Genomic DNA, 26,355 nt, shown 5'->3' on the forward strand with positions numbered 1-26,355 from the left:
CACATTTTTAGCGCTTTTTTGTAGCCGATGCCCGTAAACGCATTACTTTGGATGTCATCCAAATTCAAGCATCTGGTCGGCTATTTGTATCATGTCTTCAAAAACAGTCTTAAGTTCTTCAGCCTTTGTTTCAAGCTGTTTGTATTCTGATTTCTGATAACAAACATAAACCTCATCCCTTATTTTTAGTAACTCCTCATACGCTTTTTCCATCCGTTGCAAATTTATATTAGAAAATAATTGTTGTTGTTTAATTTGATTTATCCAGTTTTCAAGCGGACAAGCTTTATTATTCATAACAGGCATTGAAGCAGACATCCGGTGCATGACATCCATTTTGTGTAAACATTCCTTCATCCAATAGCGGGCAACCAATTTAAATAAATCGATTTTACTTTCCAGTATTGAGCGCGGCCGTGACGCATATTGCAGCCAACGTAAATTAGGCTGATAGTCTTCCAGCCATGACAACACGGCTTCAGACGACATTGGCTTAGCGACGCCATATCCTTGGACTTTTTTACAGCCCATCATCAGCAACATCAAGCCGTGTTCTTCAGTTTCCACGCCCTCCGCAATCAACTCGCGGTTAAATGCAGAGGCTAAGCCAATCACACCTTCCACAATAGCCGAATCACTCGGGTCATCCAGCATATCTCTGACAAAACTTTGATCAATTTTAATCGTATCAGCCCCCAGACATCTTAGGTGAGTCAATGAGGAGTAGCCGGTACCAAAATCATCGAGTGCTACTTTTACGCCCAAATTCTTTTGACAGATTTCAATAATAGAGTCGACCCGGCGGACATCTTCCAGCGCAGATGTTTCTAAAATTTCCAGTTGCAAATACTGTGAGTCGACAATGGGATATTTAGCTAATATGGCTTCAAGGTCTGCACAAAATGTTTCACCCAGTAAATGATGTGAGGCAATATTGACACTGATTTCCAGCTTAATACCTTGTTTTATCCAATCATCAAGCTGCTTTAAAGCCTGCTCAATAACCCAATTACCAATGGTGATTTCCAACTCGGTTTTTTCAACAATCGGCAAAAAATCAAGAGGTGGAATAAGTCCCTTGTCGGGGTGTATCCAGCGAATCAAGGCCTCAGCACCAAAAACTGTCCCTGTTACCATATTGACTTTAGGTTGATAATATAATTGAAACTGTTGCGCATCCAATGCCTGCTGGATCTCAGTCAATTGTTGATTTTTCTCAATGGTTTGCAGATCTCGTTCAGGGTTAAACAGAGCATAACAGTGTTTACCAGCCAATTTAGCTTGGTACATAGCCTTATCGGCATGTCGCAATAAGGTATCAAAATCACTATTATCGTCCGGGTATAGGGTCACACCAATAGACAAACTAACCTGACAGCTTTGATGGTTAATCATAACCGGTAAAGACACAGCATTCTGGATCCGCTCCAATGTCTGTTTACATTGTTCAAAAGACATCACGTCATTGAGGATCAATAAAAATTCATCGCCGCCCAGACGGGAAACGGTGTCGCCTTCTCTGAGATGTGATTGAATACGGTTGGCGATTTCAATCAACAGCCGATCTCCCGTTTCATGGCCATAGTTATCATTGATGGGTTTAAAATCATCCAAATCCAGAAAACAAATGGCTAATTTAGTACCGCTACGTTTACAATGTGAACGCGCTTGCTTGAAGCGATCGGCGACCAGCACCCGGTTGGGTAACCCTGTTAATACATCATAATGCGCCATTTTCTCCAGCATATTCTGTTGCGTAATGTTTTCGGTAATATCCGTCCGAATCGCAATATATTGAATCGGCTTATTATCTTGCCCCAGCATTGGAACGACCGTGGTGCGCACCCAGAAATAATCCCCTTGCTTGGTTTTATTCTTAACATCGCCATGCCAGACCTTACCTTGAACAATCGTATCCCACATGGACTTGATTTGAGCCTGAGAATAGTCTTCAGCCTTGATTATTCGGTGATTATTCCCTATCAACTCCTCTTTTGAATAACCAGTTGTTTGGCAGTGTCAACGGCCAAAATAATTGAGCCAGTTTCGGCCATTAATATTGAGCCACTTTTCCAGAGAAATAGTTATTTGTTAAGTTTAGATTTCAGTCGATAACTTTCGCCTCCCAGCATAAAAATGTGTGAATGATGGATGAGCCTATCTACAATCGGCACGGCCACATTGTTGTCGAAAAAGAACTCACCCCAATTCGTAAATTCTTTGTTGGTTGTCAGGATGATTGAGCGGTATTCATAGAGCGCATTGATCAATTGAAACAAGTTGTGCATACCTTGTTTATTCATCGGTAGATAACCGAGCTCATCAATGATCAACACATCAAATTTGAGTAGCTGATTGATTTTCTTTTCAACTCGCCTTTGAGTTCAGCTAATTCCAATATTTCCATAAGAGCCAAAGCCGTGTTGAAGCTGACTTTATAGCCTGCATCAATCGCTTTAAGCCCCAGACCAATAGCCAGATGCGTTTTACCCACACCTGGCGGCCCGATAAAGACGACGTTATCTCGATTATCAATAAAGTTAAAGTCACACAGGCTATTCATTTCACGCTTGCTGATCGTGGTCTGAAAGCGATAGTCAAACTCTTCCAGGCTTTTATGCAAGGGAAAACCTGATCGCCGTCTGTTTTGTTCAATACGTTTACTGTTGCGTTGATTTTCTTCATACTCAACCAGACTTTGTGCAAACTGTAGATAAGAACTTTCATTTGCCTCAGCTTGGCTTAATAACGGCTCAAGATGTTCTGCAATGGCTGACATGCGTAGGCTTCGGAATTTCTGGGTGACCTGATCAATGGATGACATGGCTCTCTCCTTGACCGCCAGGGTGGCCATTTAGCGCAGCATAATGCGCTAATGCACTATTACCCTGATTAACTTGATCCTGTGTGACTTGCTGACTCTGTGAGTCGTTATTTTTCTCTGGGTTTTGTTGGAAAGCCAGCAGACGTTCTCTTAACCCTGTTGCTGTTAAGCGCGGTGTATTGATCAATCGTGATAAATGTTCTGCTTCAATAGCACCATATTGTTTGCAATACGCGCTGACTATTTGTTTAGCGCCCAAAAGCTGGTCTTTATATATTTTGGGTGAGGTCGTTTTAAGTAAGGCGCATAAAGCCTGAGTCTGCTCTGTGTCACCTAAAATGTGTAAAAGCTCAGCTTCTAAGTCTTTTATCCTCTGGGCTTTATCACGGTAATGATCGGTGTTCTTGATGACTTGACCTTTCTCGATGCTGATCAGGTGTTCAGCAATTTTGTTACCTGTTTCTAAATCACTGATGATTAACTGACCTGTTTCGGTTTTGACACCGACACGGGCACTTTGATAGGCCATCGGCACGGAGTATTTATTGGATTGCCAAGCGATAAGTCCTGTTTTATCGGCTTTACGTGTAGCGACAGTACTTGCTGAATAAGACGCTATACAGGAAGGTGTCAAATAAGGCTGCATATGAGCCTGTTCTGACTGATCATAGGGGCTGTTGCCGTTTTGAAAATCCCCCTTGAAATTCAATAACTCCGCCACATAGATTGTTTATTTTGACTCAAAAACAAGCAAACTATGCCCCGACAAATGCTTACGGATGAACTTTGGGAGAAACTGAAGATAATTATGTTGAAAATGGGAATTTATGACAAACCTTGTCTTCGAAAAACAGTCGAAGGTATTTTTATCGCTTGCGAGTAGGTTGTCCCTGGAGAGATTTACCCACGGCTTTTGGTAATTGGAATGCGGTATATAAACGATTCAATGACTGGTCTCGTAAAGAAAAACTGATGGGTATTTTTAACGCCTTGGTTGTTGATCCAGACCTGGAATGGGAATTTATTGATGGGAGTATTGTGAAAGCACATCAGCATAGTAGTGGTGCGGCCTGTGAACAAGAAACAGCGATAGGGAAATCTGTCGCCGGGAACACCAGTAAAATTCATATGGCCGTTGATGCCTGTGGTCTTCCTATTCATTTCTCAGTGACAGGCGGCGAAGTTCATGACTGTAAAGAAGCACCGAAATTAGTTGCAGAGCTCCCAAAAGGTGACTATATAGTTGCTGACAGAGGCTATGACAGTGAAGCATTACGTCTTCAAATTAAAGACAAAGGGGCTGTTCCTGTTATCCCAAGAAAAAAGAATTCAACTCGGGGAAATGATGAAATGGATTGGTGTCTCTACAAATATCGCCATCTCGTTGAAAATGTGTTTGCAAGACTTAAGCATTTCAGAGCGATCGCCACGCGATATGACAAACTCAAACGAAATTTTGAAGGCTCTATCGCTCTGGCTTGCGCCTTTTATGGTTACCTATGTGAAATGGCAACAGCCCCTAATATTCTCTGGGTTTTTACCTGTGCTGCCATGAACACGTTGATTAGCGGTATTATCCAACCAGTCAGAAAAATACTGTTCTAATTCATGCCAGCTGGCAAAGCTTTCACCATAGAGCCCATTGTTTTTGGCATACTTTACACCTGCTTCAACCTTGCCCTTGCTTTCTGGGTCATAGCCTTCACAGGCATGAATACGAAATCCAGCGGCGGTTGCATACTGAGAAAAAAGCTGATTAAGGTTTAATTCCCTGAAGGTTTCACTGATAACCACCAGTTTAGTTTGATCATAAACACATTCCTCAGGCATGCCGCCAAAATAACGGAAGGCGACATCATGCTGTTTGATCAACATCTCGGTATTAATCGGCTTATTTGATAAAGATACATGCATTAAACGAGAATAAGACAATACGAAGACCATTAAATAAACGGTGGTTTCAACACCATTAATCATCACGCCACGCAGTTCACCGCCATCAACCTGACATTGTTCGCCAGGCACCATATCTATGACAGGCTCATAGTAACGGGCTTGCTTAAAACTGATTTCTTGCTTCAGTGCTTGAATATAGCGTCTGACAGAACGATCTGACACGCTCAGTGTTTCAACCTTGGCCTTCAGTTTACGTAACACTTTAACCGCTGATAAATCGGGATAGGTTTGCAGCAGTTGAATAATGTAGTCCCGATATTCATCTAGTTTCTTAGTTCTATCGGTATCGGACAATATCTCAGTAATTTCTGTTTCTGGCATGTTGAGATATTTACTGACGGTATTGCGAGAAACACCCAATTGTTTGGCAATCTTACGCTTCGATAAACCATTGCCTTGATTGTGTAATGCTTTGATCTGATGAATCACGATCCACTCCTTCATAACGTTCCCTAGATAAATAGAGGGACTGTTACAGCTTTAATATAAAAAAGAAAGTCTGGAAAAGTGGCTCAATATTAATGGCCAGTTTTGGCTCAGTTTAAATGGCCATTAACAGGCAGAACTGATCATTAACATAGGTAATGTCGCCATCAACATCGGTTATTGAAACAATGGAGTGTTCATCTAACGCTCGTTTTTGAAATTCAAGTGAGCGATTCAATAATTGTTGTTTTTTAAGGCCCGTCTTAATTGATGCCAGAAAACAATAACACTGAGAATCAACATAAAAATACTGATATAAAACCATTTCTTAACCCATGCAGCCTTATCAATATCATGTTGAAAATCAGCCTCATACGCCAATAAAACCTGATCTGTGATCGTGATAATTGAGTTATCCAGCAGTTTTTTGTTTAAATCTTGTAATTTTTCAGCGTAACGAATCAGCACTTGTGCATGATTTAACAAACGCTGAAAATCATCGCGTAACGAATCGGGTAGTTGCCTCGCCTTTGTCTCAATCGATTGTATTTCTCTCAATAAAGAATCCTTTTGTTTTTGCTGTGCAAAATCCACGACAAACAATAAAACCTTTCGCTCCAATTGCATTATCGCATCGGCAAGTTCGGTTTCTTTTTGTGCAAGCAGTTGCTGTCTCAGTAATAAAGTCCCTTTAGGGAAAAATAATGAAGAGTTACGATAGACGACGTAACTTGATTTGATTTGTGAAACAAGGATTAAAAAATCGCTGATACGTTCACGAAGTTTATCCAATTGGGCTTCATGCGCTAATTGTTTTTGTAGTCGCTCTAATTTCACCTCTAATTCAGCAACCGAATCGAAATGGCTCATTTCATCGTTTTCCACCATTAACAAGCGAGTTATCAGTGCTGAAACGGTTTGTTGTACAGTTATAACCTGATGAATACGCCGCTGATGACGTTGATAATTAACCCCACTGTATAAATAAAGTTCTGTTGCAATCCCGAACAGGGATATAAAAAAGACAATAATTGCAATTTCCTTTAAGCGTTTTTTCACAGTCCCTTTCCTTGGTACTGGCCTGTCAAGGTCTTCAGAAACAGAACGATCAATGCAATATCTTTCTCCGGCGCACGCACACCAAGCTGATGTTTCATCATGATTTCAACAACTTCTTGTAAACTATCAACCGAGCCATCGTGTAAATAAGGTGCTGTCAACGCGACATTCCTGAGTCCAGGTACTTTAAACACAAATCGATCCTGTGGCTGCTGAGTTACATTGAAACGACCGAGATCAGCTACGCGTACTTTTTCCATATCGGTAAAGTATTCTTGCATCACACCCAATTTCTGAAATAGATTGCCACCCACGAGCTTCCCTGATGACAAGCTATACAGCCATATTGTTGAAACAGTCGATAACCTTCTAATTCATCGGCTGTAATGGCGTCGGCTTGTCCACGTAAATAACGATCGAAGCGGCTATTAGGCGTCAATAATGATTCTTCAAAGGCAACAATGGCCGTTTTAATATTTTTAGCCGTAATACCATCGGCAAATACATTTTGAAATACTGCGACAAGCTCGGCATCCTGTTTCAACTGATTGACAATAAACGGCCAATTAGAGGCCATTTCTAAGCCATTATGAATTGGCCCTTCGATCTGGTCGAACAAGTCACGAGCGCGGCCATCCCAGAACTGTCTGAAATTCAATGCGCAATTAAAAACGGTTGGCGCATTCACATCGCCTTTTCGCTGACCGACACCGATAGAAACCACCCTGCCATCATCCCCACCTGTGGTTAGATTATGGCAACTGGCACAAGAAACCGTGCCATCTTTGGACAGCCTGGCATCGTGAAACAGGCGCTCGCCTAATTTGACGCGTTCCGGGTGTTGATTTGAATAGGCGGGTATAGGCTGTATCGGTTCATGAGCCTGTTGTGCAAAAGCGCTCTCATAAACTGCAACAGCCACTAACAAGAAAGCGATTAAAATATGATTAATGCGTTGTTTCAGATTCATTAAGATGACGAAAAGTAGAATTGTTGGTATATCCTTATCAACACAAACCCGAAAACATTACAAATTCTGTCCTAATCGTGCCGCATGCCGTTCACGGTTTTGCTGACGTTTGGCTTCACTTTTACGCAGCAGTACATAAACGGCGGCTGAACCACCATGATGTTTCAATGCTGAATGAAAAACTTGTACCTTTTCCAGATCGACAAGCCACTGATTGAGGTAACTTTTTAGCAAACAACCATTACGGCCACGGCCAAAAACGATCAACAAACTACGCAAATTATTGTACTCACAGTCATCGATAAAACGAACCAGCTCATCACGCGCCTGAGCGGGTATTTGTTGTTGTAGGTTTAATGTGGCTTCCAATGGATACTTACCCAAACGCAAGTTTTTGAACACGCCATACTGAATGCCATCACGCTTGAAACTTAGCCAGTCATCCGCCTGGAGTTGTTTTCTAAGTACCATTGATAACGGTGCCCAAGCATCTTCTTTCGCTTTTTCAGCGGTTTGCCTACGATAATCTGAATTTATTTGTTGCTGGGGAGATTTAATCAATACCTTCTGCTCAGTATTCAGTGGGATGACATCCCCCATTTCCTGGTTGAACAGCGCTCGGTCTTGTTCGGTTATTCTTTCATTTTTCATGGCGACCTCCTGACAACATTTGTAAAACAATCGTATCTACTCACCCCCTCTAAAAATCAGGTGTAGGTTGTTGATTTATCAGGCTTGCATAACAGGGATGTTATGCAGAACTACATGGATGTATTCACGTGTCCTGATAAATCAATGACCTACTCCGGCTAAAACACAACCGGGTGAGCAGTTACAAACAATCCAATGATTACGGTTTAATCCAACCGCATTTTGGCAACCAGCGCCTTCAGCGCGGCATCATCTGGCTCTTGTTCTTCCATGAAGTAATGCAGCAATGTATTGTCTTCCAACGCCAACAGTCGAATAAAAGCCTGTTGTTCCTCGGTTGTTGCCTGACTGAATTTTTGCTCCAAAAAGCGTCGAAAAATGACATCAAGTTCCAGCGTCCCACGCCGACAACGCCAGCGCAGTCTGTTTAAATCCGCATCCACGTCACTTGCGTTCGATCAGCATTTGCTTGATACCGGCAATGGCTTTGGCAGGATTCAACCCTTTCGGGCAGGTATCGGTGCAGTTCATGATGGTATGACAGCGATATAGTTTGAACGGGTCTTCTAGTTCATCGAGGCGCTCGCCGGTATTTTCGTCGCGGCTATCGGTCAACCAGCGATAGGCTTGCAACAAGACTGCAGGCCCTAGATAACGCTCGCTATTCCACCAGTAACTAGGGCAGCTGGTAGAGCAACAGGCGCACAAAACGCATTCATACAAGCCATCAAGTTTGGCGCGTTCCTCCCGGCTTTGCAAACGTTCACGGTCGGCAGGCGCGGGCGTTTGTGTTTCTATCCATGGTTTTATAGAAGCGTACTGGGCGTAAAAATGGCTCATATCAGGTACTAAGTCTTTGACCACCTTCATATGCGGCAGTGGAAAGACTTTAATGACGCCATCGTAATCTGAAATCGCCTTGGTGCATACCAGGGTGTTTTTACCATTGACGTTCATCGCGCAAGAGCCGCAAACACCTTCACGACAGGAGCGCCGGAAAGTCAAGGTTGGGTCGATTTCATTTTTGATTTTTAAAATCGCATCCAATACCATCGGCCCGCATTGATCCAGGTCTACTTCATAATGATCGATGCGCGGATTTTCACCCGAATCAGGATCCCAACGGTACACTTCAAAAACTTTTATATTTTTGGCATCCGCTGCGGCGGAAAAGGTTTTACCTTTTGTCAATCTGGAATTTTTGGGCAAGGAAAATTCAACCATCAGTAAACCCTCTCTTTAGGTGGGATAACATCAACCTCATCGGTCAATGTGTAAAGATGAACGGGGCGATAATCTATCTTGACACCGGTATCATCGTGCCAGGTCAAGGTATGTTTCATCCAGCTCTCATCATCACGTTGCGGAAAATCTTCCCGTGCATGACCGCCGCGGCTTTCTTGCCGGTTATGGGCCGCATGAATGGCGACCGTCGCCTGCCGAAGTAAATTATCCAGCTCTAATGTTTCTACCAGATCGGTATTCCAGATCAACGAGGTATCGCTGACGCTAACATTATCAAACGATTCGACGACCTGTTGCATTTCGGTGATACCTTCAGCCAGCGTTTCCCCCGTTCTAAACACAGCAGCACGGGTTTGCATGGTTTTTTGCATAGCTAACCGAATCTCGGCTGTTTTCAGCGACCCTTTCGCATGGCGTATTTTATCGAAGCGCGCCAATGCTTTATCACAAGCATCGGACGGCAATGGTTTATGTGCCTGACCTGGCTTGATAATTTCGGCACAATGGATAGCCGCCGAACGACCAAACACGATAATATCCAACAATGAATTAGAGCCTAAACGATTGGCACCATGAACAGAAACACAGGCGGTTTCACCAATGGCCATCAAACCGGGCACCACGGTATCGGGTTCACCATTTTTCAAGGTCACTACCTCGGCCTTGTAATTGGTCGGAATACCGCCCATGTTGTAATGCGCCGTCGGAATCACCGGTATCGGCTGTTTTGTCACATCGACACCGGCAAAGATACGCGAGGTTTCGGCAATTCCAGGTAAACGTTCGTGAATAATGGCAGGGTCAAGATGTTCAAGGTGTAAATAGATATGGTCTTTATTCGGACCAACGCCACGCCCTTCATTGATTTCTATGGTCATGGCCCGACTGACGACATCTCGTGAAGCTAAATCCTTGGCCGTCGGCGCATACCGTTCCATAAAACGCTCACCCTCTGAATTGGTCAGATAACCGCCCTCTCCGCGTACCCCTTCGGTAATCAAGCAGCCTGCCCCATAGATGCCGGTCGGATGAAACTGGATAAACTCCATATCCTGTAACGGTAAACCCGCCCGCAGTACCATGGCATTGCCATCACCTGTTACGGTGTGTGCTGAGGTACATGAAAAATAACAACGTCCATAACCACCGGTCGCCAGAACAGTTTGATGCCCACGAAATAAATGCAGTGAACCGTCTTCCAGACACCAGGCTAAAACACCGCGACATTCATCGCCATCCATAATCAAATCGAGTGCGATATATTCGATAAAAAATTCTGCCTTATGCTTCAAAGCCTGTTGATACAGCGTATGTAGAATGGCATGACCTGTGACATCGGCTGCGGCACAGGTTCTCTGCGCCATTCCCTTGCCATAATGCGTTGTCATGCCACCAAAGGGACGCTGGTAAATTTTGCCATCTTCGGTGCGGGAAAAGGGTACGCCATAATGTTCCAGTTCCAGAACCGCAGCCGCCGCTTCCCGGCACATATATTCGATAGCATCCTGGTCGCCTAACCAATCTGAACCTTTGACGGTATCGTACATATGATAGCGCCAGTCATCCTCACCCATATTACCCAATGCCGCACTAATGCCACCTTGCGCAGCCACAGTATGACTTCGGGTTGGAAAAACCTTAGTGATACAGGCTGTTTTCAAGCCTTTTTCGACCATGCCAAAGGTAGCGCGCAAACCCGCGCCACCGGCGCCGACGACGACGACATCATGCTTGTGTTCAATAATTTTGTAATTAATCTGTGTTTATGCATGGATGTTTCTGCCAAATTCTACCTTATTTATTAACAAACCAATCACATCACAATATCATGCATTTTTTCTAGCTTAGAGAAACAGATTGTTCGACGGGTCAATCGTTTGATCCATGTTCTAAAATTCAGGTTTTTTCGTTCAATTTTTTGGGTATTTCTCTTCCCTATTTCATGTGTCTCAGCATCAAGATGACGCTCATAAGCCCCCAGTCATCGGTGTAATAACGGCCAATATTTAAAGGGCTAAGTAACGCTTTTAATTCTTTGAAAACAATGTCCTTACGCTTGCCAAAAACATAAGCGAGTACCGTGTTGGTTTTATGATCAACAGCGTGCCATAGCCAGCGTTGATTGCTTTTATTGCCTACAAAAGACCACTGTTCATCCACTTCGGCCTCTTCACAGCAGACCTGCTCTAACCTGACCTCCAATGGTTTCCCTTGATCAAAGGTCTGAAAAAGAGGGTTCACCTGAACAAGACTGTTTTCTTTATTTTTTTAAAGTGCGGGTCACTGTGTTTTTATTGATTTTAAGAACCCGTGCTGTGTCTCGAGTGCCACTACTATTGATAGCCATTTCGACAATTTTTTCTTGGATTCCAAATTCACAGGCTTTGTAACAATATTCCAACATGAAAGTGTTGGTTGGGCAGTCTGAAGTCTGGCAACGATATCGCTGTACACCACCATCGCTTCTGCCTGATTTCATCAGTTGAGTATTAGTACAGTTTGGGCAGGCGATTGCTTGATAATATTTCATACAGAGGCCTTGGTCGGACAGGAATTATGCACATAAATCACTTTCTTATTCTACTGTTCATTTTTGCTTCCATTTCTGCGGCATGGGCAATACGTTTGGCATCTGCCAAGGTTAATTTGTAAATAGAAATCGACATTAGGATATAGTTTACGCTCGATGAAGTATTCATCTTTCAAGGCGTATTCTTCCAGCGCCAGCGCCAATTCAAACAAAGGATCTTGCCGATTGCTGTTTTCCAGCACTTCATAGCAGGTTTGACGGATGATTGTCGCCCGCGGATCGAAATTTTTATACACCCGATGACCAAAACCCATCAGTCGAAACGGATCGTCTTTATCTTTGGCTCGGGCGATAAATTCAGGAATTCTGTCCACACTGCCAATTTGTTTCAGCATTCGTAACACGGCTTCATTGGCACCGCCATGCGCAGGCCCCCAAAGCGCGGCAATACCCGCGGCAATACAGGCATAAGGGTTAGCGCCCGTACTGCCAGTGAGTCGAACGGTCGATGTGCTGGCATTTTGTTCATGATCGGCATGTAAAATCAGCAACAGATTAAGTGCTTTTTTCTCAATGGGGTCGACTGAATAGTTCGGGTCGATATAGTTAGGGGAGGAACGCGAAAACATCATATTCAGAAAGTTTTCACAATAGCCTAAATCAAGTCGGGGATAAACAAACGGCTTACCTACCGAATGTCGATAAGAGGCTGCAGCGATAGTTGGCATTTTAGCGATCATCCGAACCGCACAGACCCTACGATGTTCAGGGTCTTTCATATTCAATTCACTATGATAAAAGGCCGACAACGAACCCACTACCCCTACCAGCATCGCCATAGGATGCGCATCATAACTAAAACCATCAAAAAAATTGCGCAGGGATTCATGCACCATGGAGCGATGGGCTACTTCTAAAGAAAAATCTTGTAATTGAGTCGCATTCGGCAACTCGCCATTCATCAACAAATAAGCCACTTCTAGATAATTACAGTGCTCAGCTAATTGTTCGATCGGATACCCGCGATACAACAACACGCCTTTATCACCATCAATAAACGTAATATGGCTTTTGCAACTGGCCGTTGCGGTAAATCCCGGATCGTAAGTAAAGCAATCTAAGTCTTTGTGAATGGCACGAATATCAACCGTTTCCTTACCTAATGTGCCTTGTAGCAAGGGATATTCAACCGTCTTCCCGGTGCGGTTATGCCTAATAGATAAACTGTCTTTTGACATTCAATCCTGCCTGTTTGGTTGCTGATAAAAATACGGTTGTCGCAGCACATCGAAAAATGTAAGGATAACCTTTTGGAATGACCGGATTATTACACAACACCTTATTTAGTCAAAGTCATTACCCGCCAAAGTTTTAACTGATGTTACGCAGCGGCTCTTCAATCTCATTCCTTCATCATTACCGTGAAAGAAAAAGTCATCTCTGGCCTCTATCTTTTATCGACACAGAGATCACAGAGCACACAGAGTGATAGTTTGTATCGTTTAATTCCATTGACTGATCTGGATTCATTCAGTTATTAACTGATGTTACGCAATTTGTATTTTAACCCTAAAATTTACATACATCACAGCTTAACAACCTTACAGTTTTACTTGACCACTACACTTGGTACAGGCGAGGAGAAAAGGTGGTCACTCCATCTATAATCGTTTTCTGATTCGTAGGGGCAATTCATCTGTGCCCCTACATGCTCTTGCCGTATAAACAAAAGTAACTTTTAAAATCAAATGGTTATGATCGATCGTACAACAAATCCCTTAGAAATATCCTGATTAGGGTTAACTCGGCTGTAAATTTATCATACAAGTTACGTCTGCGTAACATCAGGTTTTAACTTAAAATCTGATTGATTCTATGTAAGTCTTCTTCCGTATCAACCCCGGCTTCGGGTATTTTATCAACGACTTTGACTTTTATGGCGTCACCATGCCATAACACACGGAGTTGTTCCAGCGATTCTATTTCTTCAAGTGGCGACGCCGGCCACTGACAATACCGTTTTAAAAATGCCACCCGATACGCATACATGCCAATATGACGATAATACGGCAGGGCGTTATCAGGCATTGCCTCAGGAAAATGCTCTCGGTGCCACGGAATCGGCGCCCGACTAAAATACAAAGCATAATCGTCACGATCCAGGACAACCTTAACCGCATTGGCGTTAAAAACCTCGTGCCGGCCGCTCACACGGGCCGCCAATGTAGACATATCGGCCTTCGATTGCGTCATCAAAACTCTGGCAACATCGTTGATATAAGCCGCTGGAATCAATGGTTCATCACCTTGCAGATTAACGATAACGACATCTTCCGGCCATTGCATGATCTCGGCCACTTCGGCGATACGCTCGGTGCCGGATTGATGTGTTGTCCGAGTCATCACGACTTCCAGACCCAATGCCTTGACAGCCTTAAAAATCCGCGTATCGTCGGTTGCGACGACAACCTGCTCGGCATGCGCCTTAAGCGCTTTTTCACAGACATGTTGAATCATCGGCTTGCCGGCAATATCCAGCAATGGCTTACCCGGCAGACGAGTAGAACCATAACGCGCCGGAATGACGACTTTAAAACCAGCCATTACTTTCTCAGCGCATCGACTTCTTCATGACTTAATTCGCGTGCTTCATCTTCCAGCATCACGGGAATATCATCACGAATCGGAAATGCCAAACGGTCAGCCTTGCAAATCAATTCCTGCTGCTCTTTATGATAAATCAAACTGCTTTTACAAATTGGACATGCCAATATATCGAGTAATTTTTTATCCATGTGTTAAATTGAGTCGTTGTGTAAGTTGTTGAATAAAATTTGATTCGGGTTCGGCCTGTATTGGCACCGCCCAAAAGTTATTGGTGGCAAAGGCACGACATTTCACCGCATCCTTTTCGGTCATCAATACTGGCTGCCGATCGTTAAAATGCAGATCTTCGGCTGCAAAAGGGTGATGATCGGGAAATGCGTGCGGTTTTATATTCACGCCCTGGTGTCGTAACATCTGAAAAAAACGTTGTGGATTGCCGATTCCCGCGACCGCATGGCAAGATTGTGCTTTAAAATCACTCAAAGGCTTCACCATCGCCGTTTTCAGATTAACTGCCGTACTCCCGACAAATTGCATGGCATATTCAAAATCTTCTTGTTTCTGACCGTTTACGATGGCCAAGTCAACCTCGCGTAAACGTTCCACAGGCTCCCGCAATGGGCCAGCCGGTAAGCAATAGCCATTACCAAACCGACGCTCACCATCAATGACGGCAATTTCCAAATCCCGCTGCAAGGCATAATGTTGCAAACCATCATCAGAAATTAAAATATCGCAGTTTTCCTGGTCGATAAGAAACTGCCCTGCATCTGCCCGTTTTGCACAAACAGCAACCGGAACCTGTGTTTTCTCACGAATCAAAACAGGTTCATCCCCCACTTCAGAAGCCGAGGTTTGATCTGTAACCAAACGCGGCTCTTCTCTGTTTTGACCGCCATAGCCACGACTGATAACCCCGGGCTTAAATCCCCGCTGCTGCAAAAAATTTGCCAGCCAGATCACCAAAGGTGTTTTACCGGTTCCTCCTACGGTAATATTACCGACGACGATAACCGGGACGGATAAACGAGAACTTTTTAACAGCCCTTTGCGGTATAAAAAACGCCGTAACCGAATGATATCGACATAAATTAAGGAAAGTGGTGCCAGCAACACCGACAAGTACATGTCTTTATACCAAGCATCCTGTAACCATCTTGTCAATGTTGTCTTCATTGTTTCGGTACCGCATTCCGGGTTGCAAAAACTACTTTTTTAAATCCCAATCGACCGGCAACATCTAATGCGCTAATAACGGCCTGATGCGGTGTTTTACCATCGGCGTTAATAATCACCGGAATTTTTCGATTACTGCCCGCCATTTGAACCAATGCACGCTTTAATGTCGATATCTTTCGATTAATCAATTGATGAAACTTACCTTCGGCATCAGAAATAAAATAATCGCCATCGGCATTAATCATCAGGGTAATAGTTTTTTGCTTTTCTTTTGCCTCTTGCCCTTGCGCTTCGGGTAAATTGACTGTCAGCTCGGTTTGCCGGTTAAATGTGGTCGTGACCATAAAAAAAATCAGCAACAAAAAAACCACATCGATCATTGGCGTCATCGAAATTTCTAAGGGAGGTTTAGATCGGCGACGAAAATCCATCAAACCTCCTCTCTGTCACCGTGCATGATATCAATCAAGCGCAATGATTCTTCTTCCATTCTGACCACATATTCATCGACCAAGCGTTCAAAATAGCGATAAAAAACCAGACTAGGGATAGCAACAGTCAACCCGGCAGCCGTTGTAATCAAGGCTTCAGAAATACCCCCAGCCAAAATACCCGGATCACCCACACCATGGAGCATAATAGCCGAAAACACCTTGATCATGCCGATTACGGTACCTAACAAACCTAAAAGTGGAGATATAGAGGCGATTGTGCCTAATGCATTAAGATAGGTTTCCAATTCATGCACCACTTGGTGCCCTGCTTCTTCGATACTGGATTTCATGACATCCCGGCCATGTTGACTATTGGCCAGTCCCGCCGCCAAAATCGCGCCTAAAGGCGAGCTGAGCTTAATTCGGCGAATGGCCGCTTCATCCAGTTTTTGGGCCCGATACAATTTCCAGATATGTGGCACCAACTCGGGCGGCAAGATTTTTTTTCGCTGTAAAGACCAAAACCTTTCGGCGATGATGCCCATCGCGCCAATTGAACACAGGATGATTGGAATCATCATCCAGCCACCATTCTTGATCAGTTCAAACACGTATCGTTTCCCTTCACTAAAAGTAAAACGTTCATTTTAGCCGATTGAGGTAAAATGCACATCCTATACTTCACAGGATACCTTATCCGTTTTACCAATCCAGATGAAAGCGATTAAAAAAGCCACACAACAAACGCCCGCCGCCATGGAATAAACAAAAGTAGCACCCATTTCATCCCAAAAATAACCACTGAACAGACTACCTAACATGCAGGGCAATCGGGTTTAAAAAAGGGTTGAAATTATAATTTAGATAAGGTATTGGTTTTATCATTTTGATTATAAATGACAGTTACCCCAACGGCCTCAATTATCCACCATTTTTCAACGATTGCTGATCCAAGAGTAGATCGGCGAAAGAAGCATCAACTCACTGATATATTTTTCATCACCTTGTGTGCGACTATTTGTGGAGCCGATAACTGGGTGGCCATTGAAAAATTTGGAAAGGCTAAAGAAAGCTGGTTCACTGAACAGCTTGGTTTAGAAAATGGAATCCCTTCACATGATACGTTGGGTGCTGTTTTTGCCGCCATAGATACGGAACAATTTAGTCAATGCTTCTCAAACTGGGTGGCCGATCTAGCGGACTTGGTTGAAGAAGATATTATTGCAATGGATGGCAAATGCTTAAGGCGCAGTATTGATAAAGCCTCAAATAAGTCAGCCATCTATATGGTGAGCGCCTGGTCGCGGAAAAACAGTTTGGTTTTAGGTCAGGCGAAAGTGGATGATAAATCCAATGAAATTACGGCCATACCCAAACTTCTGTCGCGTTTGGATATTGCAGGCGCTTTGATTACAATTGATGCAATGGGGTGCCAAAAGAAAATAGCCAAACAGATTATCGACCAAGGCGGTGACTATGTTTTGAGTTTAAAAGGAAATCATGGCACCTTACATGAGGATGTAAAGGCCTATTTTACATCCGCTTTATCGCCAGAAATTGCCACAAAAACCGTCAATGGTGAGCATGGGCGAATTGAAACGCGTTCTGTTCGTGTCACGGATGAGATTGAATGGTTAAAAAGGAGCATTCCTGGTCAGGATTAAAAAGTATTATTGCCGTCACAGCCACAAGAGAAGTGGATGAAAAAATAACCGAGGAAACACGCTATTTTATAAGCAGTTTAAGCGCAAACGATCCAAACAAGTTAGAGCATGCTGTTCGCGCTCATTGGGCGATTGAAAATAACTTGCATTGGGTTCTTGATCTTGCTTTTGATGAGGATAGCAACCGAACCCGCAAAGGATATAGTGCTTCAAACTTAGCTGTCATTCGACACATGGCCTTAAATTTAATAAAAGCCGAGGAAACGGCCAAAGTCGGTGTAAAAACCAAGCGAATGATGGCAGGGTGGGATAATGATTATTTACTCAAGATTCTTGGTGTAATTTAAACCCGATTGCCCTGACCTAACATGCCGCCAAGCCCGAAGCTCATACTGCTATATAACGCTTGCCCTTTACCTTGGTGCTGATCGCCAAAATACTGATGCACCAAGTGAATGGCCGCGACATGTGAAGAACCGAAAGTCGCCGCATGCAAACACTGGGCAATTGCTAAAATAACAATTTGATCGGCATAATGCGCAATCAAGAGCCAGCGCACGATACTTAAAAAAATACTGATTAATAATAATGTGCGCAGAGAAATCCACCTTAAAATGGGCTTGATCACTAAAAATAAAACAATCTCAGCACAAACACCTAATGCCCATAACAACCCGATGACAGTCCCGGAATAGCCCAGTTTAGCCAGAAAAATGGAAAAAAAGACGTAATAAGGCCCATGCGCCAATTGCAGGATCATATACACCAGAATAAAAGCGATGATTTCAGGCCGCAGCAAGATACCCCAAATACCGATATTATCGTGTGAGCTTGTCGCTATCTTCGCCTCAGGCGTTATCAATGCACTCAGCCAGATAAACCCCAATAACAAAATGATAATCTGTGGTAATAATGCAATGGGATAATACTCGACAAAGCCGCCAATGCCCAAAACAGTCAAAATAAACCCCACCGAACCCCACAGTCGAATCTGGCTGTATCGATGTGGGTCCTGCCGCAGATGAAACAAGGTGACCGCCTCAAACTGGGGCAAGGCAGCATTCCAAAAAAAACTGAAAATGACCGTGAGCACGGCAAACCACAAATAGCCGGAGAAATATAGAAAGCCTGCGAAAAACAGCGTTGCAAAAAAAGAAGCCAGCCGGATAATGCGCAGACTTTTGCCCGTGTAATCGGCGATAATCCCCCATAAATTAGGGGCAATAATCTTGGTTGCTACCATCAACGCCGATAATTCGCCAATTTGCAGAGCGGAAAAACCCTGATTTTCCAGATACAGACTCCAATAGGGTAAAAAAGCACCGAGCGTTGCAAAATAGAAAAAGTAAAAACCCGACAAGCGCCAATATGGCACCTGGTTAGCAGCACTTTTATCTTGCATCATTTAGGCGCCACCCCAAGCTATCTTGTCGCTTTACACAACTTTCAGGCATGGTTATCCCTCAAACCAAAATGCCCATTGTACTTTATCCTATTGGGTATATTTGTTCAGGCGGGTGATTTTTTATGTCTGAGATGGTGTAACTTATCACCAAGCTGTTGTAATTGCGACGCTGTCAGCAGCGCTTTAACCCTGGGCGCAAAATCTTCATCTTCACGATTGATATGCGCTCTTTGCAAGCGTTCAAATTCTTCGGCTAAATGTCTTAAATAATCCGTATTGTTAATTTTATCAGGTTGCGATAAATATTCGGCAAGATTGGCCCAAGATTTCTCGATTTCCGCATGATCCAGAAGCAATCGCTCGATCATGCCATCGGTCAATGCCGATTGTCCGAGCATCATGGGAAACACGCCCTCTTCTTCATCCCGGTGGTGCAGATGATTGGCAATATTGTAATGCCAATATGCCGACATACATTGATAAGCCAGGTCTTCATCAACACCTTGCGTACTAATTTTATCCACCAGTCGCAACAAGGCCTCGCCCCGTTTTAGAAAGTCTTCATGATAGGCTTTGATGACAAACAGAGCATTGGAAAAATCCGTTGCCGGATCATTGAATTGAATTTTCATAGTGTGTAAGGTTGGCGGGAATGCGCAAAGTCACTCGCATTCCCGAATAGATTAACGGGATTTTACAAATTTTGTTCTGACCAGTTGATAAGGCCTGAACATGTATCCCAACGGTGCGCTCCAGACATGCACCAGACGACTGAACGGAAACAGAAAAAACACGCTCATGCCTAAAAATAAGTGCAACTTATAAATAAAACCGACATTATCCAATAAATGATAGTCTGGATTTAAAGTCAATATGCTTTGTACCCAATCAGCTAATGCCACCATAGTCGATGCATCACCATCAATAACATGCATGATGGAAAAAACAATCGTTATCAAACCCACAGCTAGGGTAACTAATATCCAGTCCAGAATAAAAATATCCATAAAACGGCTGTTAGCCCGGACTCGAGGATTAAACATGCGCCTACGCCACAGAATGACACCTCCCATCATACATAACAAACCAAAAACCGCGCCTAATGAGATGGCAATGATCTGATGCGCCATATCGGAAATGCCCAATCCTAAAAAGACAGTATGCGGCGTCACAAGCCCTGCAAAATGACCAAAAAACAAGGCCAGAATGCCGATATGAAACAGAATGCTGCCTTTTCTGAGTTGTTCTTTTTCAAACAGTTGACTGGAATCGGCTTTCCAGGTGTATTGTTCCCGGTCAAAGCGAATCAGGCTGCCAAGCAAAAAGGTCGTGAGTGCAACGTAAGGATATACGCCAAAAAGGGTATTTTCTATATTCATAATGATACCTATGCCGCAATAGTGGCCAAATGGCCATGTCGTTCAATCAAACGAAGCAAAGGCGCATACGGACTCTTCGCTTCTTCCAGGTTGGTGGCGATAATGTCGATCGCCTGCGTGGTTTGTTGCAGAAATTGCCGCGCGCTCTGTTCATCGTCCATGGTGGCAACATATTCCAGAATCAATGGCAGATAATCCGGTAATTCACCATCGGCAATTTCAAATCCGGTTTTTTTGTATAACTCAGACAACTCAATCAACGCAGGCCCTCTGTCCCTGTCCTGTTCATCGAATAAATGAAAGGTTAGATACAGAGAATGCTTGCTGTTTAAATCAAAGGTATCGACATAGGCCGCCTGAAATTGAGTCAACGACAAACCGGAAGTCCAGTCAATAAACTCCGTCAAGACCTTTTTATCTTCCAATGTAATCATTTGAGGGTCTGCCAGCAATTGTTTGACTTCATCCCAGTGATCGACCAATGATTTGTCCGGATACTCCAAGAGTACCGATAACAATTTGTAGACCGTAATCATACCTTTTCTCCGTCAGAACGTTTAGCTGCCGGATGATAGCGAACAAACTGCAAAATATCTTCAGTCTTCTTGCGCCGATCCGGGAACAGCGATGCCTCTGGGCTGATACTGCAACCATCGTTACCAAAGGTAAAGCCATTTTGCCCCTGAAAGCTATGGAAGTCTTCCTGGCGCAGTTCTTCATGACTGGTGGGGATAACAAAACGGTCTTCATAATTAGCGATCGCCATATAGCGATACATTTCCCGCACTTGCTGTTCACTCAAGCCCACTTCTTCCAACACAGCCAAGTCGGTTTTATTTTCGACATTCAAGGAACGATAGAAACTACGCATGGCAATCATCCGTTTCAATGCCAGCACCACCGGTTCTTCCTTACCAGCGGTAAACATATTGGCCAGGTATTTGATTGGCATGCGTAAGTCTTCAACTTTCGGAATGGCGCCATCCGGTGAAGTTTCCAGGTTACCTTGATCGATTTGTGATTGTACTGGCGACAGTGGTGGCACATACCAGACCATCGGTAAGGTGCGAAATTCAGGATGCAGTGGAAAGGCTACCTTCCAGTCTTTGATCAGCTTGTAAATCGGTGATCGTTGCGCCGCTTCCAGCCAGGAATCCGGGATACCATCCGCCTTGGCCTGGGCGATCACTTCCGGGTCATTTGGATCAAGGAACAGATCCAGTTGTGCTTGATACAAATCCTGCTCATTCTCAACCGAAGCCAGTTCAGAAATGCGGTCAGCATCATACAACATCACACCGTTATAGCGAATCCGGCCAACACAAGATTCCGAACAAACTGTTGGCAATCCTGATTCCACCCGTGGATAACAACCGGTACATTTTTCTGCCTTGCCCGATTCCCAGTTATAAAACATTTTTTTGTACGGACAGGCACTGATACACATCCGCCAACTGCGGCACTTGTCCTGATCGACCAATACAATGCCATCTTCTTCCCGTTTGTATAAGGAACCAGATGGACAAGCGGCCACACAGGAAGGGTTGGCGCAATGGTTACACATGCGCGGCAAATACATCAAAAACGACTGTTCAAATTCAGCAAAGACTTGTTTTTCCATATTCCGGAAATTTTGGTCTTCGCCCCGGTGCTTGAATGGCCCACCCAGGTCATCTTCCCAGTTAGGTCCCCATTCGATTTTTTCCATACGTCGACCATCAATCAGCGACCGAGGTTGTGCGGTGGGCGTCGCTTCCGACAATGGTGCATTTTGCAAATGCGCATAATCGTAAGTGAATGGTTCATAATAATCATCAATAGTCGGCATATTGGGATTCTGAAAAATATTCTTCAGAATGGTACGACGATTGCCCGATTTTAACTGCAACTGACCATCAACCAATTCCCAGCCACCGTTCCACTGCTCCTGATCTTCCCAGTTTTTGGGATAACCAATACCCGGTTTACTCTCAACATTATTAAACCAGGCATATTCGACGCCTTTACGATTGGTCCAGACATTCTTACAAGTGACTGAACAGGTGTGGCATCCAATACACTTGTCAAGATTGAAAACCAGCGAAAAATTAGCTCTTACTTTCATGGTATTTTCCTTTAATCCTGTTCAATACTGTAAGCTGCCTGAGGAACGCCTTCAGGGTTTAATGCGTGTTCACGTTCAGCCGTCAACGGTTTCTCCAACCAGCCAGGATTGTCGATTTTATGCACCAACACATACTCATCCCGCTGCGAACCGACTGTTCCATAATAATTGAAGCCATAACTAAGCTGCGCATACCCGCCAATCATATGAGTCGGTTTCACCGTGACCCGGGTAACACTGTTATGAATGCCTCCGCGTTTACCGGTCGTTTCTGAACCCGGTGCATTGACGTTTTTCTCCTGGGCGTGATACATCAAGGCCATGCCATCGGGCACCCGTTGACTGACGATGACCCGTACCATAGCCGCGCCATTGATATTCAATACTTCCACCCAATCATTATCTTCCAGACCGATACTGTTCGCATCGTTTTCAGACACCCAGATATGCGGGCCTCCACGCGACAAGGTTAGCATTCTAAGGTTATCGTGATAGGTACTGTGAATGCCCCATTTACCGTGCGGTGTAATCCAGTTCAGCCGCAAATGTGGTTTGCCATCCAGTTTCCGTTTCATCTCTTCGGTACTTTTCATATCGACTGCCGGACGATAAGTACAGAAACCTTCACCAAAATCACGCATCCATTGATGATCCTGATAGAACTGCGCCCTGCCCGTCAAGGTACGGAACGGAATACGTTCGTGGATATTGGTATAGCCGGCATTGTAGCTGACTTTTTCCGATTCAATACCACTCCAGGTCGGCGCGGTGATAATCTTGCGCGGTTGTGCCTTGATATCACGGAAGGTGATTTTGTCATCCTCGCGTGGCAAGGCCAAATGAGTGTGATCAATGCCGGTTTTTTGGCTCAATGCCTTCCAGGATTTAACCGCGACCTCACCATTGGTTTCTGGCGCCAACGCTAAAATGGTTTCACAAACATTGATATCATCTTCCAGGGATGGCATCCCTTGGCTGATACCCTCTTCCTGAATGGTGTAGCAAATCTCTTTTAAATGTTCGTATTCCTTTTCGGTATTCCAATCGATGCCTTTAATGTTATTGCCCTGTTCTTTCAATAATGGCCCCAGTGCCGTAAATTTTTTGTAGGTATCGGCAAAATCACGCTTGACGACTTTAAGCACCGGCAAGGTTTTACCTGGAACCGGCTCACATTCACCTTTTTTCCAGTCCTGAACACCCAAAGGTTGCGCTAACTCGACTGGAGTATCATGCAAAATCGGCAAAGCCACCAAATCTTTCTGGCTGCCCAGATGTTTTTCCGCCAATTCGGAAAAACGTTTGGCAATGGTTTTAAAAATCTGCCAGTCAGATTTAGACTCCCAACCCGGATCTACCGCCTGTGTCAATGGATGAATAAAAGGGTGCATATCAGTGGTATTGAGATCATTTTTCTCATACCAGGTCGCTGTCGGCAGCACAATATCGGAATAGGCGCCGGTAGAGTTCAACCGGAAGTTGATATCAACCAGTAAATCCAGCTTGGCGATGGGTGCCTCTTTATGCCATTTAATCTCTTTTCCTTGTGCATCCGGCAAGACATCTTGCATCACGCCGTTTTGCGCACCAAGCAAATGCTTGAGGAAATATTCATGACCTTTGGCACTGGCACCAATCAAATTAGCCCGCCAGACGAACAAATTACGCGGGTGATTTTCCGGCGCATCAATGTCTTCGGCTGCAAAAGCAATATCACCTGATTTCAGCTTGGCCACCAGATAATCGGCTACCCCTTTCTCATCGGTCGCACCGGCGGCTTCTGCCTCTTTGACAATTTCGATTGGATTTTTATTGAAATGCGGTGCGGAAGGCAGCCAGCCCAAACGCTGGGAAACCACATTGTAATCAGCCAGGTTATAACCTTTGTAAGTATCCGACGCAGAAGACGCCAATAATGCCTCGGCATCGACCGTTTCATACCGCCATTGGTCGGTATGAAAATAGAAAAACGAGGTGCCATTCATATGCCGCGGCGGTTTTTGCCAGTCCAGGGCAAAGGCGACCGGCGCCCAGCCGGCTTGCGGACGTAGTTTTTCCTGGCCGACATAATGTGACCAACCACCGCCACTTTGCCCGACACAACCACACATATGCAGCAAGTTCATAATGGCGCGGTAGTTCATATCGTTGTGATACCAGTGATTGATGCCTGCCCCCAGTATCACCATTGATTTACCCATGGTTTTCGAGGCATTATCGGCAAATTCCCGGCCGGTACGAATGATATCGGCTTGTTTGACACCAGTAATTTTTTCCGCCCAGGCAGGTGTGTTGGGAATCGCAGCATCATCATAGCCTTTAGCGCACTCTCCTCCCAGGCCACGATCAATACCATATTGCGCCATTTGCAAATCAAACACCGTCGCCACTTGGACTTCCTTGCCATTCAATTGCAGTTTTTTCACAGGAACACGCCGTTTCATCGGCTGATCATGACCCGATTGAAAATCCGGAAAAATCACTTCGGCGACATCGTCCTTGTCAAAAATCAGACTCAATCGGGGTTTGGATTCCTGCCCCCCCAGTTTCTTGGGCTGTAAGTTCCAGTGCCCCTCTTCTCCCCAGCGAAAACCAATCGAGCCATTCGGGACGATGACTTCATTGCTGTTTTCATCAATCACCACGGTTTTCCACTCAGGGTTGTTGCTTTCATGCAATGATTGATCGAAATCAGAGGCTCTGACAAAGCGTCCGGGTACTGCACCGTCAGGACTCTCATCCAGCATGACTAATAATGGCAAATCGGTATAAGCCCTGGCATATTCTTCAAAATAAGGATCTTGCTTTTCAATGTAGAATTCTTTCAGCGCCACATGCCCCATCGCCAAAAACAGCGCTGCATCGGTGCCTTGTTTAGCCGGCATCCATAAATCAGCAAATTTGACGTTTTCGGCATAATCCGGCGATACCACAACCACTTTAGCGCCTTTGTAGCGCACTTCCGAATAAAAATGCGCATCGGGCGTTCGGGTCATTGGCAAGTTGGCACCGGCGACGATCAAATAAGTGGAATTATACCAATCCGCCGCTTCTGGAACGTCGGTCTGTTCACCCCAGGTTTGTGGTGATGCCGGTGGTAAATCACAATACCAGTCATAAAATGACAAACAGGCGCCGCCAATTAACGACAAATACCGACTTCCCGCTGCATAGCTGATCATTGACATGGCTGGAATCGGTGAAAATCCGGCGATACGATCCGGGCCATGTTTTTTAATCGTGTAAACATTGGCGGCGGCAATAATTTCTGTCACCTCCTCCCAATCGACCCGCACAAAACCGCCCAATCCCCGGACGGCGGTATAACGCTGTCGCTTGGCCGCATCTTCCTGGATTGCCGCCCAGGCTTCAACCGGATCTTTACCCGACTCACGTTCAGCGCGATACATTTCAACCAATCGTTCCCTAATCAATGGGTGCTTGACCCGTAATGGACTATATAAGTACCAGGAAAAACTGGCCCCCCGCGGACAACCACGGGGTTCATGATTTGGCATATCCGGGCGTGTGCGCGGATAGTCGGTTGCTTGCATTTCAAAAGCGACCAAGCCATTTTTGACATGGATATTCCATGAACAACTGCCGGTACAATTAACCCCATGGGTCGATCGCACCACTTTATCGAAACGCCAGCGATTACGATAAGCATCTTCCCATTGGCGGTCTTCGTTGGTGACAGCACCATGACCATTGGAAAAATGACTTTTAACTTTCTTGAAAAAATTCAGACGGTCTAAAAAATGACTCATCGTGTCGTCTCCTGGAAAGAGCGTGAACGGATTATCCTTGCACCATTTCGGCACGAAAAACCGAAATGGTGCAGAAAATATAACTTTATTGTGTAAAAAACAGTGCCATCAGCAACAGCACCCTACTATCGCTGATTTAGGCAAAAATCATG

Annotated in this window: 22 protein-coding genes and 6 pseudogenes; 2 read left to right on the forward strand and 26 right to left on the reverse strand. The window is 44.5% G+C overall.

Annotation, left to right across the window (positions count from 1 at the left end; all coding sequences use genetic code 11):
• Nucleotides 1-54 precede the first annotated feature (54 nt).
• From JEU20_RS02815 to JEU20_RS02825, 4 genes and pseudogenes are all read right to left on the reverse strand, one after another.
• Nucleotides 55-1,746 carry a putative bifunctional diguanylate cyclase/phosphodiesterase gene (locus JEU20_RS02815; protein ID WP_342590498.1) on the reverse strand — a complete coding sequence of 564 codons (1,692 nt, stop codon included), beginning with the start codon at nucleotides 1,744-1,746 and terminating at the stop codon, nucleotides 55-57.
• A gap of 6 nt (nucleotides 1,747-1,752) precedes the next feature.
• Nucleotides 1,753-2,004, reverse strand: a pseudogene (locus JEU20_RS15460) (PAS domain-containing protein); the annotation flags it as partial.
• An 80-nt stretch (nucleotides 2,005-2,084) separates the two neighbouring features.
• Nucleotides 2,085-2,854, reverse strand: a pseudogene (gene istB / locus JEU20_RS02820) (IS21-like element helper ATPase IstB).
• Nucleotides 2,811-3,533 carry a Mu transposase domain-containing protein gene (locus tag JEU20_RS02825; RefSeq protein WP_198243576.1) on the reverse strand — a complete coding sequence of 241 codons (723 nt, stop codon included), beginning with the start codon at nucleotides 3,531-3,533 and terminating at the stop codon, nucleotides 2,811-2,813. Before JEU20_RS02825 ends, istB begins: the two are co-directional and overlap by 44 nt.
• A gap of 48 nt (nucleotides 3,534-3,581) precedes the next feature.
• Between JEU20_RS02825 and JEU20_RS02830 the strand changes: the two are divergent.
• Nucleotides 3,582-4,329, forward strand: a pseudogene (locus JEU20_RS02830) (IS5 family transposase).
• A gap of 22 nt (nucleotides 4,330-4,351) precedes the next feature.
• Here the strand turns inward: JEU20_RS02830 and istA are convergent.
• The 16 genes and pseudogenes from istA to JEU20_RS02905 form a co-directional block, all read right to left on the reverse strand.
• Nucleotides 4,352-5,209: pseudogene (istA, locus tag JEU20_RS02835) on the reverse strand (IS21 family transposase); the annotation flags it as partial.
• A gap of 231 nt (nucleotides 5,210-5,440) precedes the next feature.
• Nucleotides 5,441-6,265: a DAHL domain-containing protein gene (locus tag JEU20_RS02840; RefSeq protein WP_198243577.1), complete on the reverse strand. Its 825-nt coding sequence runs from the start codon at nucleotides 6,263-6,265 to the stop codon at nucleotides 5,441-5,443.
• Nucleotides 6,262-6,546: a cytochrome-c peroxidase gene (locus JEU20_RS14965; RefSeq protein ID WP_245395200.1), complete on the reverse strand. Its 285-nt coding sequence runs from the start codon at nucleotides 6,544-6,546 to the stop codon at nucleotides 6,262-6,264. The genes JEU20_RS02840 and JEU20_RS14965 overlap by 4 nt, the downstream gene beginning before the upstream one ends.
• Nucleotides 6,546-7,235, reverse strand: coding sequence for a cytochrome-c peroxidase (locus JEU20_RS02845; RefSeq protein ID WP_245395078.1), 690 nt, complete (start codon nucleotides 7,233-7,235; stop codon nucleotides 6,546-6,548). The genes JEU20_RS14965 and JEU20_RS02845 overlap by 1 nt, the downstream gene beginning before the upstream one ends.
• Nucleotides 7,236-7,292: 57 nt before the next feature.
• Nucleotides 7,293-7,886 (reverse strand): DNA endonuclease SmrA, encoded by a 594-nt coding sequence (smrA, locus tag JEU20_RS02850; RefSeq protein ID WP_198243578.1) that lies wholly within the window; start codon nucleotides 7,884-7,886, stop codon nucleotides 7,293-7,295.
• 206 nt (nucleotides 7,887-8,092) lie between these two features.
• Nucleotides 8,093-8,329: an FAD assembly factor SdhE gene (locus JEU20_RS02855; RefSeq protein ID WP_198243579.1), complete on the reverse strand. Its 237-nt coding sequence runs from the start codon at nucleotides 8,327-8,329 to the stop codon at nucleotides 8,093-8,095.
• 1 nt (nucleotide 8,330) lies between these two features.
• The gene (locus JEU20_RS02860; protein WP_281066775.1) at nucleotides 8,331-9,110 is read right to left on the reverse strand and encodes a succinate dehydrogenase iron-sulfur subunit; all 780 of its coding nucleotides are present in this window, start codon (nucleotides 9,108-9,110) and stop codon (nucleotides 8,331-8,333) included.
• The gene (gene sdhA / locus JEU20_RS02865) at nucleotides 9,110-10,888 is read right to left on the reverse strand and encodes a succinate dehydrogenase flavoprotein subunit (RefSeq protein ID WP_198245820.1); all 1,779 of its coding nucleotides are present in this window, start codon (nucleotides 10,886-10,888) and stop codon (nucleotides 9,110-9,112) included. The genes JEU20_RS02860 and sdhA overlap by 1 nt, the downstream gene beginning before the upstream one ends.
• A 6-nt stretch (nucleotides 10,889-10,894) precedes the next feature.
• Nucleotides 10,895-11,661: pseudogene (locus tag JEU20_RS02870) on the reverse strand (IS1 family transposase).
• 50 nt (nucleotides 11,662-11,711) lie between these two features.
• Nucleotides 11,712-12,899 carry a citrate synthase gene (locus JEU20_RS02875; RefSeq protein WP_198243580.1) on the reverse strand — a complete coding sequence of 396 codons (1,188 nt, stop codon included), beginning with the start codon at nucleotides 12,897-12,899 and terminating at the stop codon, nucleotides 11,712-11,714.
• 613 nt (nucleotides 12,900-13,512) lie between these two features.
• On the reverse strand, nucleotides 13,513-14,265 hold the full coding sequence (kdsB, locus tag JEU20_RS02880) for a 3-deoxy-manno-octulosonate cytidylyltransferase (RefSeq protein WP_198243581.1): 753 nt from the start codon (nucleotides 14,263-14,265) through the stop codon (nucleotides 13,513-13,515).
• Nucleotides 14,265-14,456 (reverse strand): Trm112 family protein, encoded by a 192-nt coding sequence (locus JEU20_RS02885; RefSeq protein ID WP_198243582.1) that lies wholly within the window; start codon nucleotides 14,454-14,456, stop codon nucleotides 14,265-14,267. The genes kdsB and JEU20_RS02885 overlap by 1 nt, the downstream gene beginning before the upstream one ends.
• A complete protein-coding gene (lpxK, locus tag JEU20_RS02890; protein WP_342590446.1) occupies nucleotides 14,449-15,432 on the reverse strand; it encodes a tetraacyldisaccharide 4'-kinase in 984 nt (327 codons plus the stop codon). Before lpxK ends, JEU20_RS02885 begins: the two co-directional genes overlap by 8 nt.
• 8 nt (nucleotides 15,433-15,440) lie before the next feature.
• Nucleotides 15,441-15,878, reverse strand: a complete 438-nt coding sequence (locus tag JEU20_RS02895; protein WP_198243584.1) for an ExbD/TolR family protein — start codon at nucleotides 15,876-15,878, stop codon at nucleotides 15,441-15,443.
• The gene (locus JEU20_RS02900) at nucleotides 15,878-16,492 is read right to left on the reverse strand and encodes a MotA/TolQ/ExbB proton channel family protein (protein WP_198243585.1); all 615 of its coding nucleotides are present in this window, start codon (nucleotides 16,490-16,492) and stop codon (nucleotides 15,878-15,880) included. The genes JEU20_RS02895 and JEU20_RS02900 overlap by 1 nt, the downstream gene beginning before the upstream one ends.
• A gap of 63 nt (nucleotides 16,493-16,555) precedes the next feature.
• Nucleotides 16,556-16,702, reverse strand: a complete 147-nt coding sequence (locus tag JEU20_RS02905) for a hypothetical protein (RefSeq protein WP_198243586.1) — start codon at nucleotides 16,700-16,702, stop codon at nucleotides 16,556-16,558.
• Nucleotides 16,703-16,777: 75 nt separating this feature from the next.
• Here JEU20_RS02905 and JEU20_RS02910 point away from each other — a divergent pair.
• Nucleotides 16,778-17,892 (forward strand): annotated as a pseudogene (locus tag JEU20_RS02910) (ISAs1 family transposase).
• Here the strand turns inward: JEU20_RS02910 and JEU20_RS02915 are convergent.
• The 6 genes from JEU20_RS02915 to JEU20_RS02940 all read right to left on the reverse strand — a co-directional run bounded on the left by JEU20_RS02915 (nucleotide 17,889) and on the right by JEU20_RS02940 (nucleotide 26,203).
• The gene (locus tag JEU20_RS02915; protein WP_245395080.1) at nucleotides 17,889-18,950 is read right to left on the reverse strand and encodes an MFS transporter; all 1,062 of its coding nucleotides are present in this window, start codon (nucleotides 18,948-18,950) and stop codon (nucleotides 17,889-17,891) included. The pseudogene JEU20_RS02910 and the gene JEU20_RS02915 overlap by 4 nt on opposite strands.
• Before the next feature lie 104 nt (nucleotides 18,951-19,054).
• Nucleotides 19,055-19,582, reverse strand: a complete 528-nt coding sequence (locus JEU20_RS02920; RefSeq protein WP_198243587.1) for a hemerythrin domain-containing protein — start codon at nucleotides 19,580-19,582, stop codon at nucleotides 19,055-19,057.
• Between the two features lie 51 nt (nucleotides 19,583-19,633).
• Nucleotides 19,634-20,329 carry a respiratory nitrate reductase subunit gamma gene (gene narI / locus JEU20_RS02925; RefSeq protein WP_198243588.1) on the reverse strand — a complete coding sequence of 232 codons (696 nt, stop codon included), beginning with the start codon at nucleotides 20,327-20,329 and terminating at the stop codon, nucleotides 19,634-19,636.
• 8 nt (nucleotides 20,330-20,337) lie between these two features.
• Nucleotides 20,338-20,865: a nitrate reductase molybdenum cofactor assembly chaperone gene (gene narJ, locus JEU20_RS02930; RefSeq protein WP_198243589.1), complete on the reverse strand. Its 528-nt coding sequence runs from the start codon at nucleotides 20,863-20,865 to the stop codon at nucleotides 20,338-20,340.
• Entirely contained in the window at nucleotides 20,862-22,433 is a 1,572-nt protein-coding gene (gene narH, locus JEU20_RS02935; RefSeq protein ID WP_198243590.1) for a nitrate reductase subunit beta, read from the reverse strand. The genes narJ and narH overlap by 4 nt, the downstream gene beginning before the upstream one ends.
• 11 nt (nucleotides 22,434-22,444) lie before the next feature.
• Nucleotides 22,445-26,203, reverse strand: coding sequence for a nitrate reductase subunit alpha (locus tag JEU20_RS02940; RefSeq protein ID WP_198243591.1), 3,759 nt, complete (start codon nucleotides 26,201-26,203; stop codon nucleotides 22,445-22,447).
• Between the last annotated feature and the right edge of the window lie 152 nt (nucleotides 26,204-26,355).

The sequence above is a fragment of the methane-oxidizing endosymbiont of Gigantopelta aegis genome (assembly GCF_016097405.1).
In the GTDB taxonomy this organism is placed as follows: Bacteria; Pseudomonadota; Gammaproteobacteria; order Methylococcales; family Methylomonadaceae; genus Methylomarinum.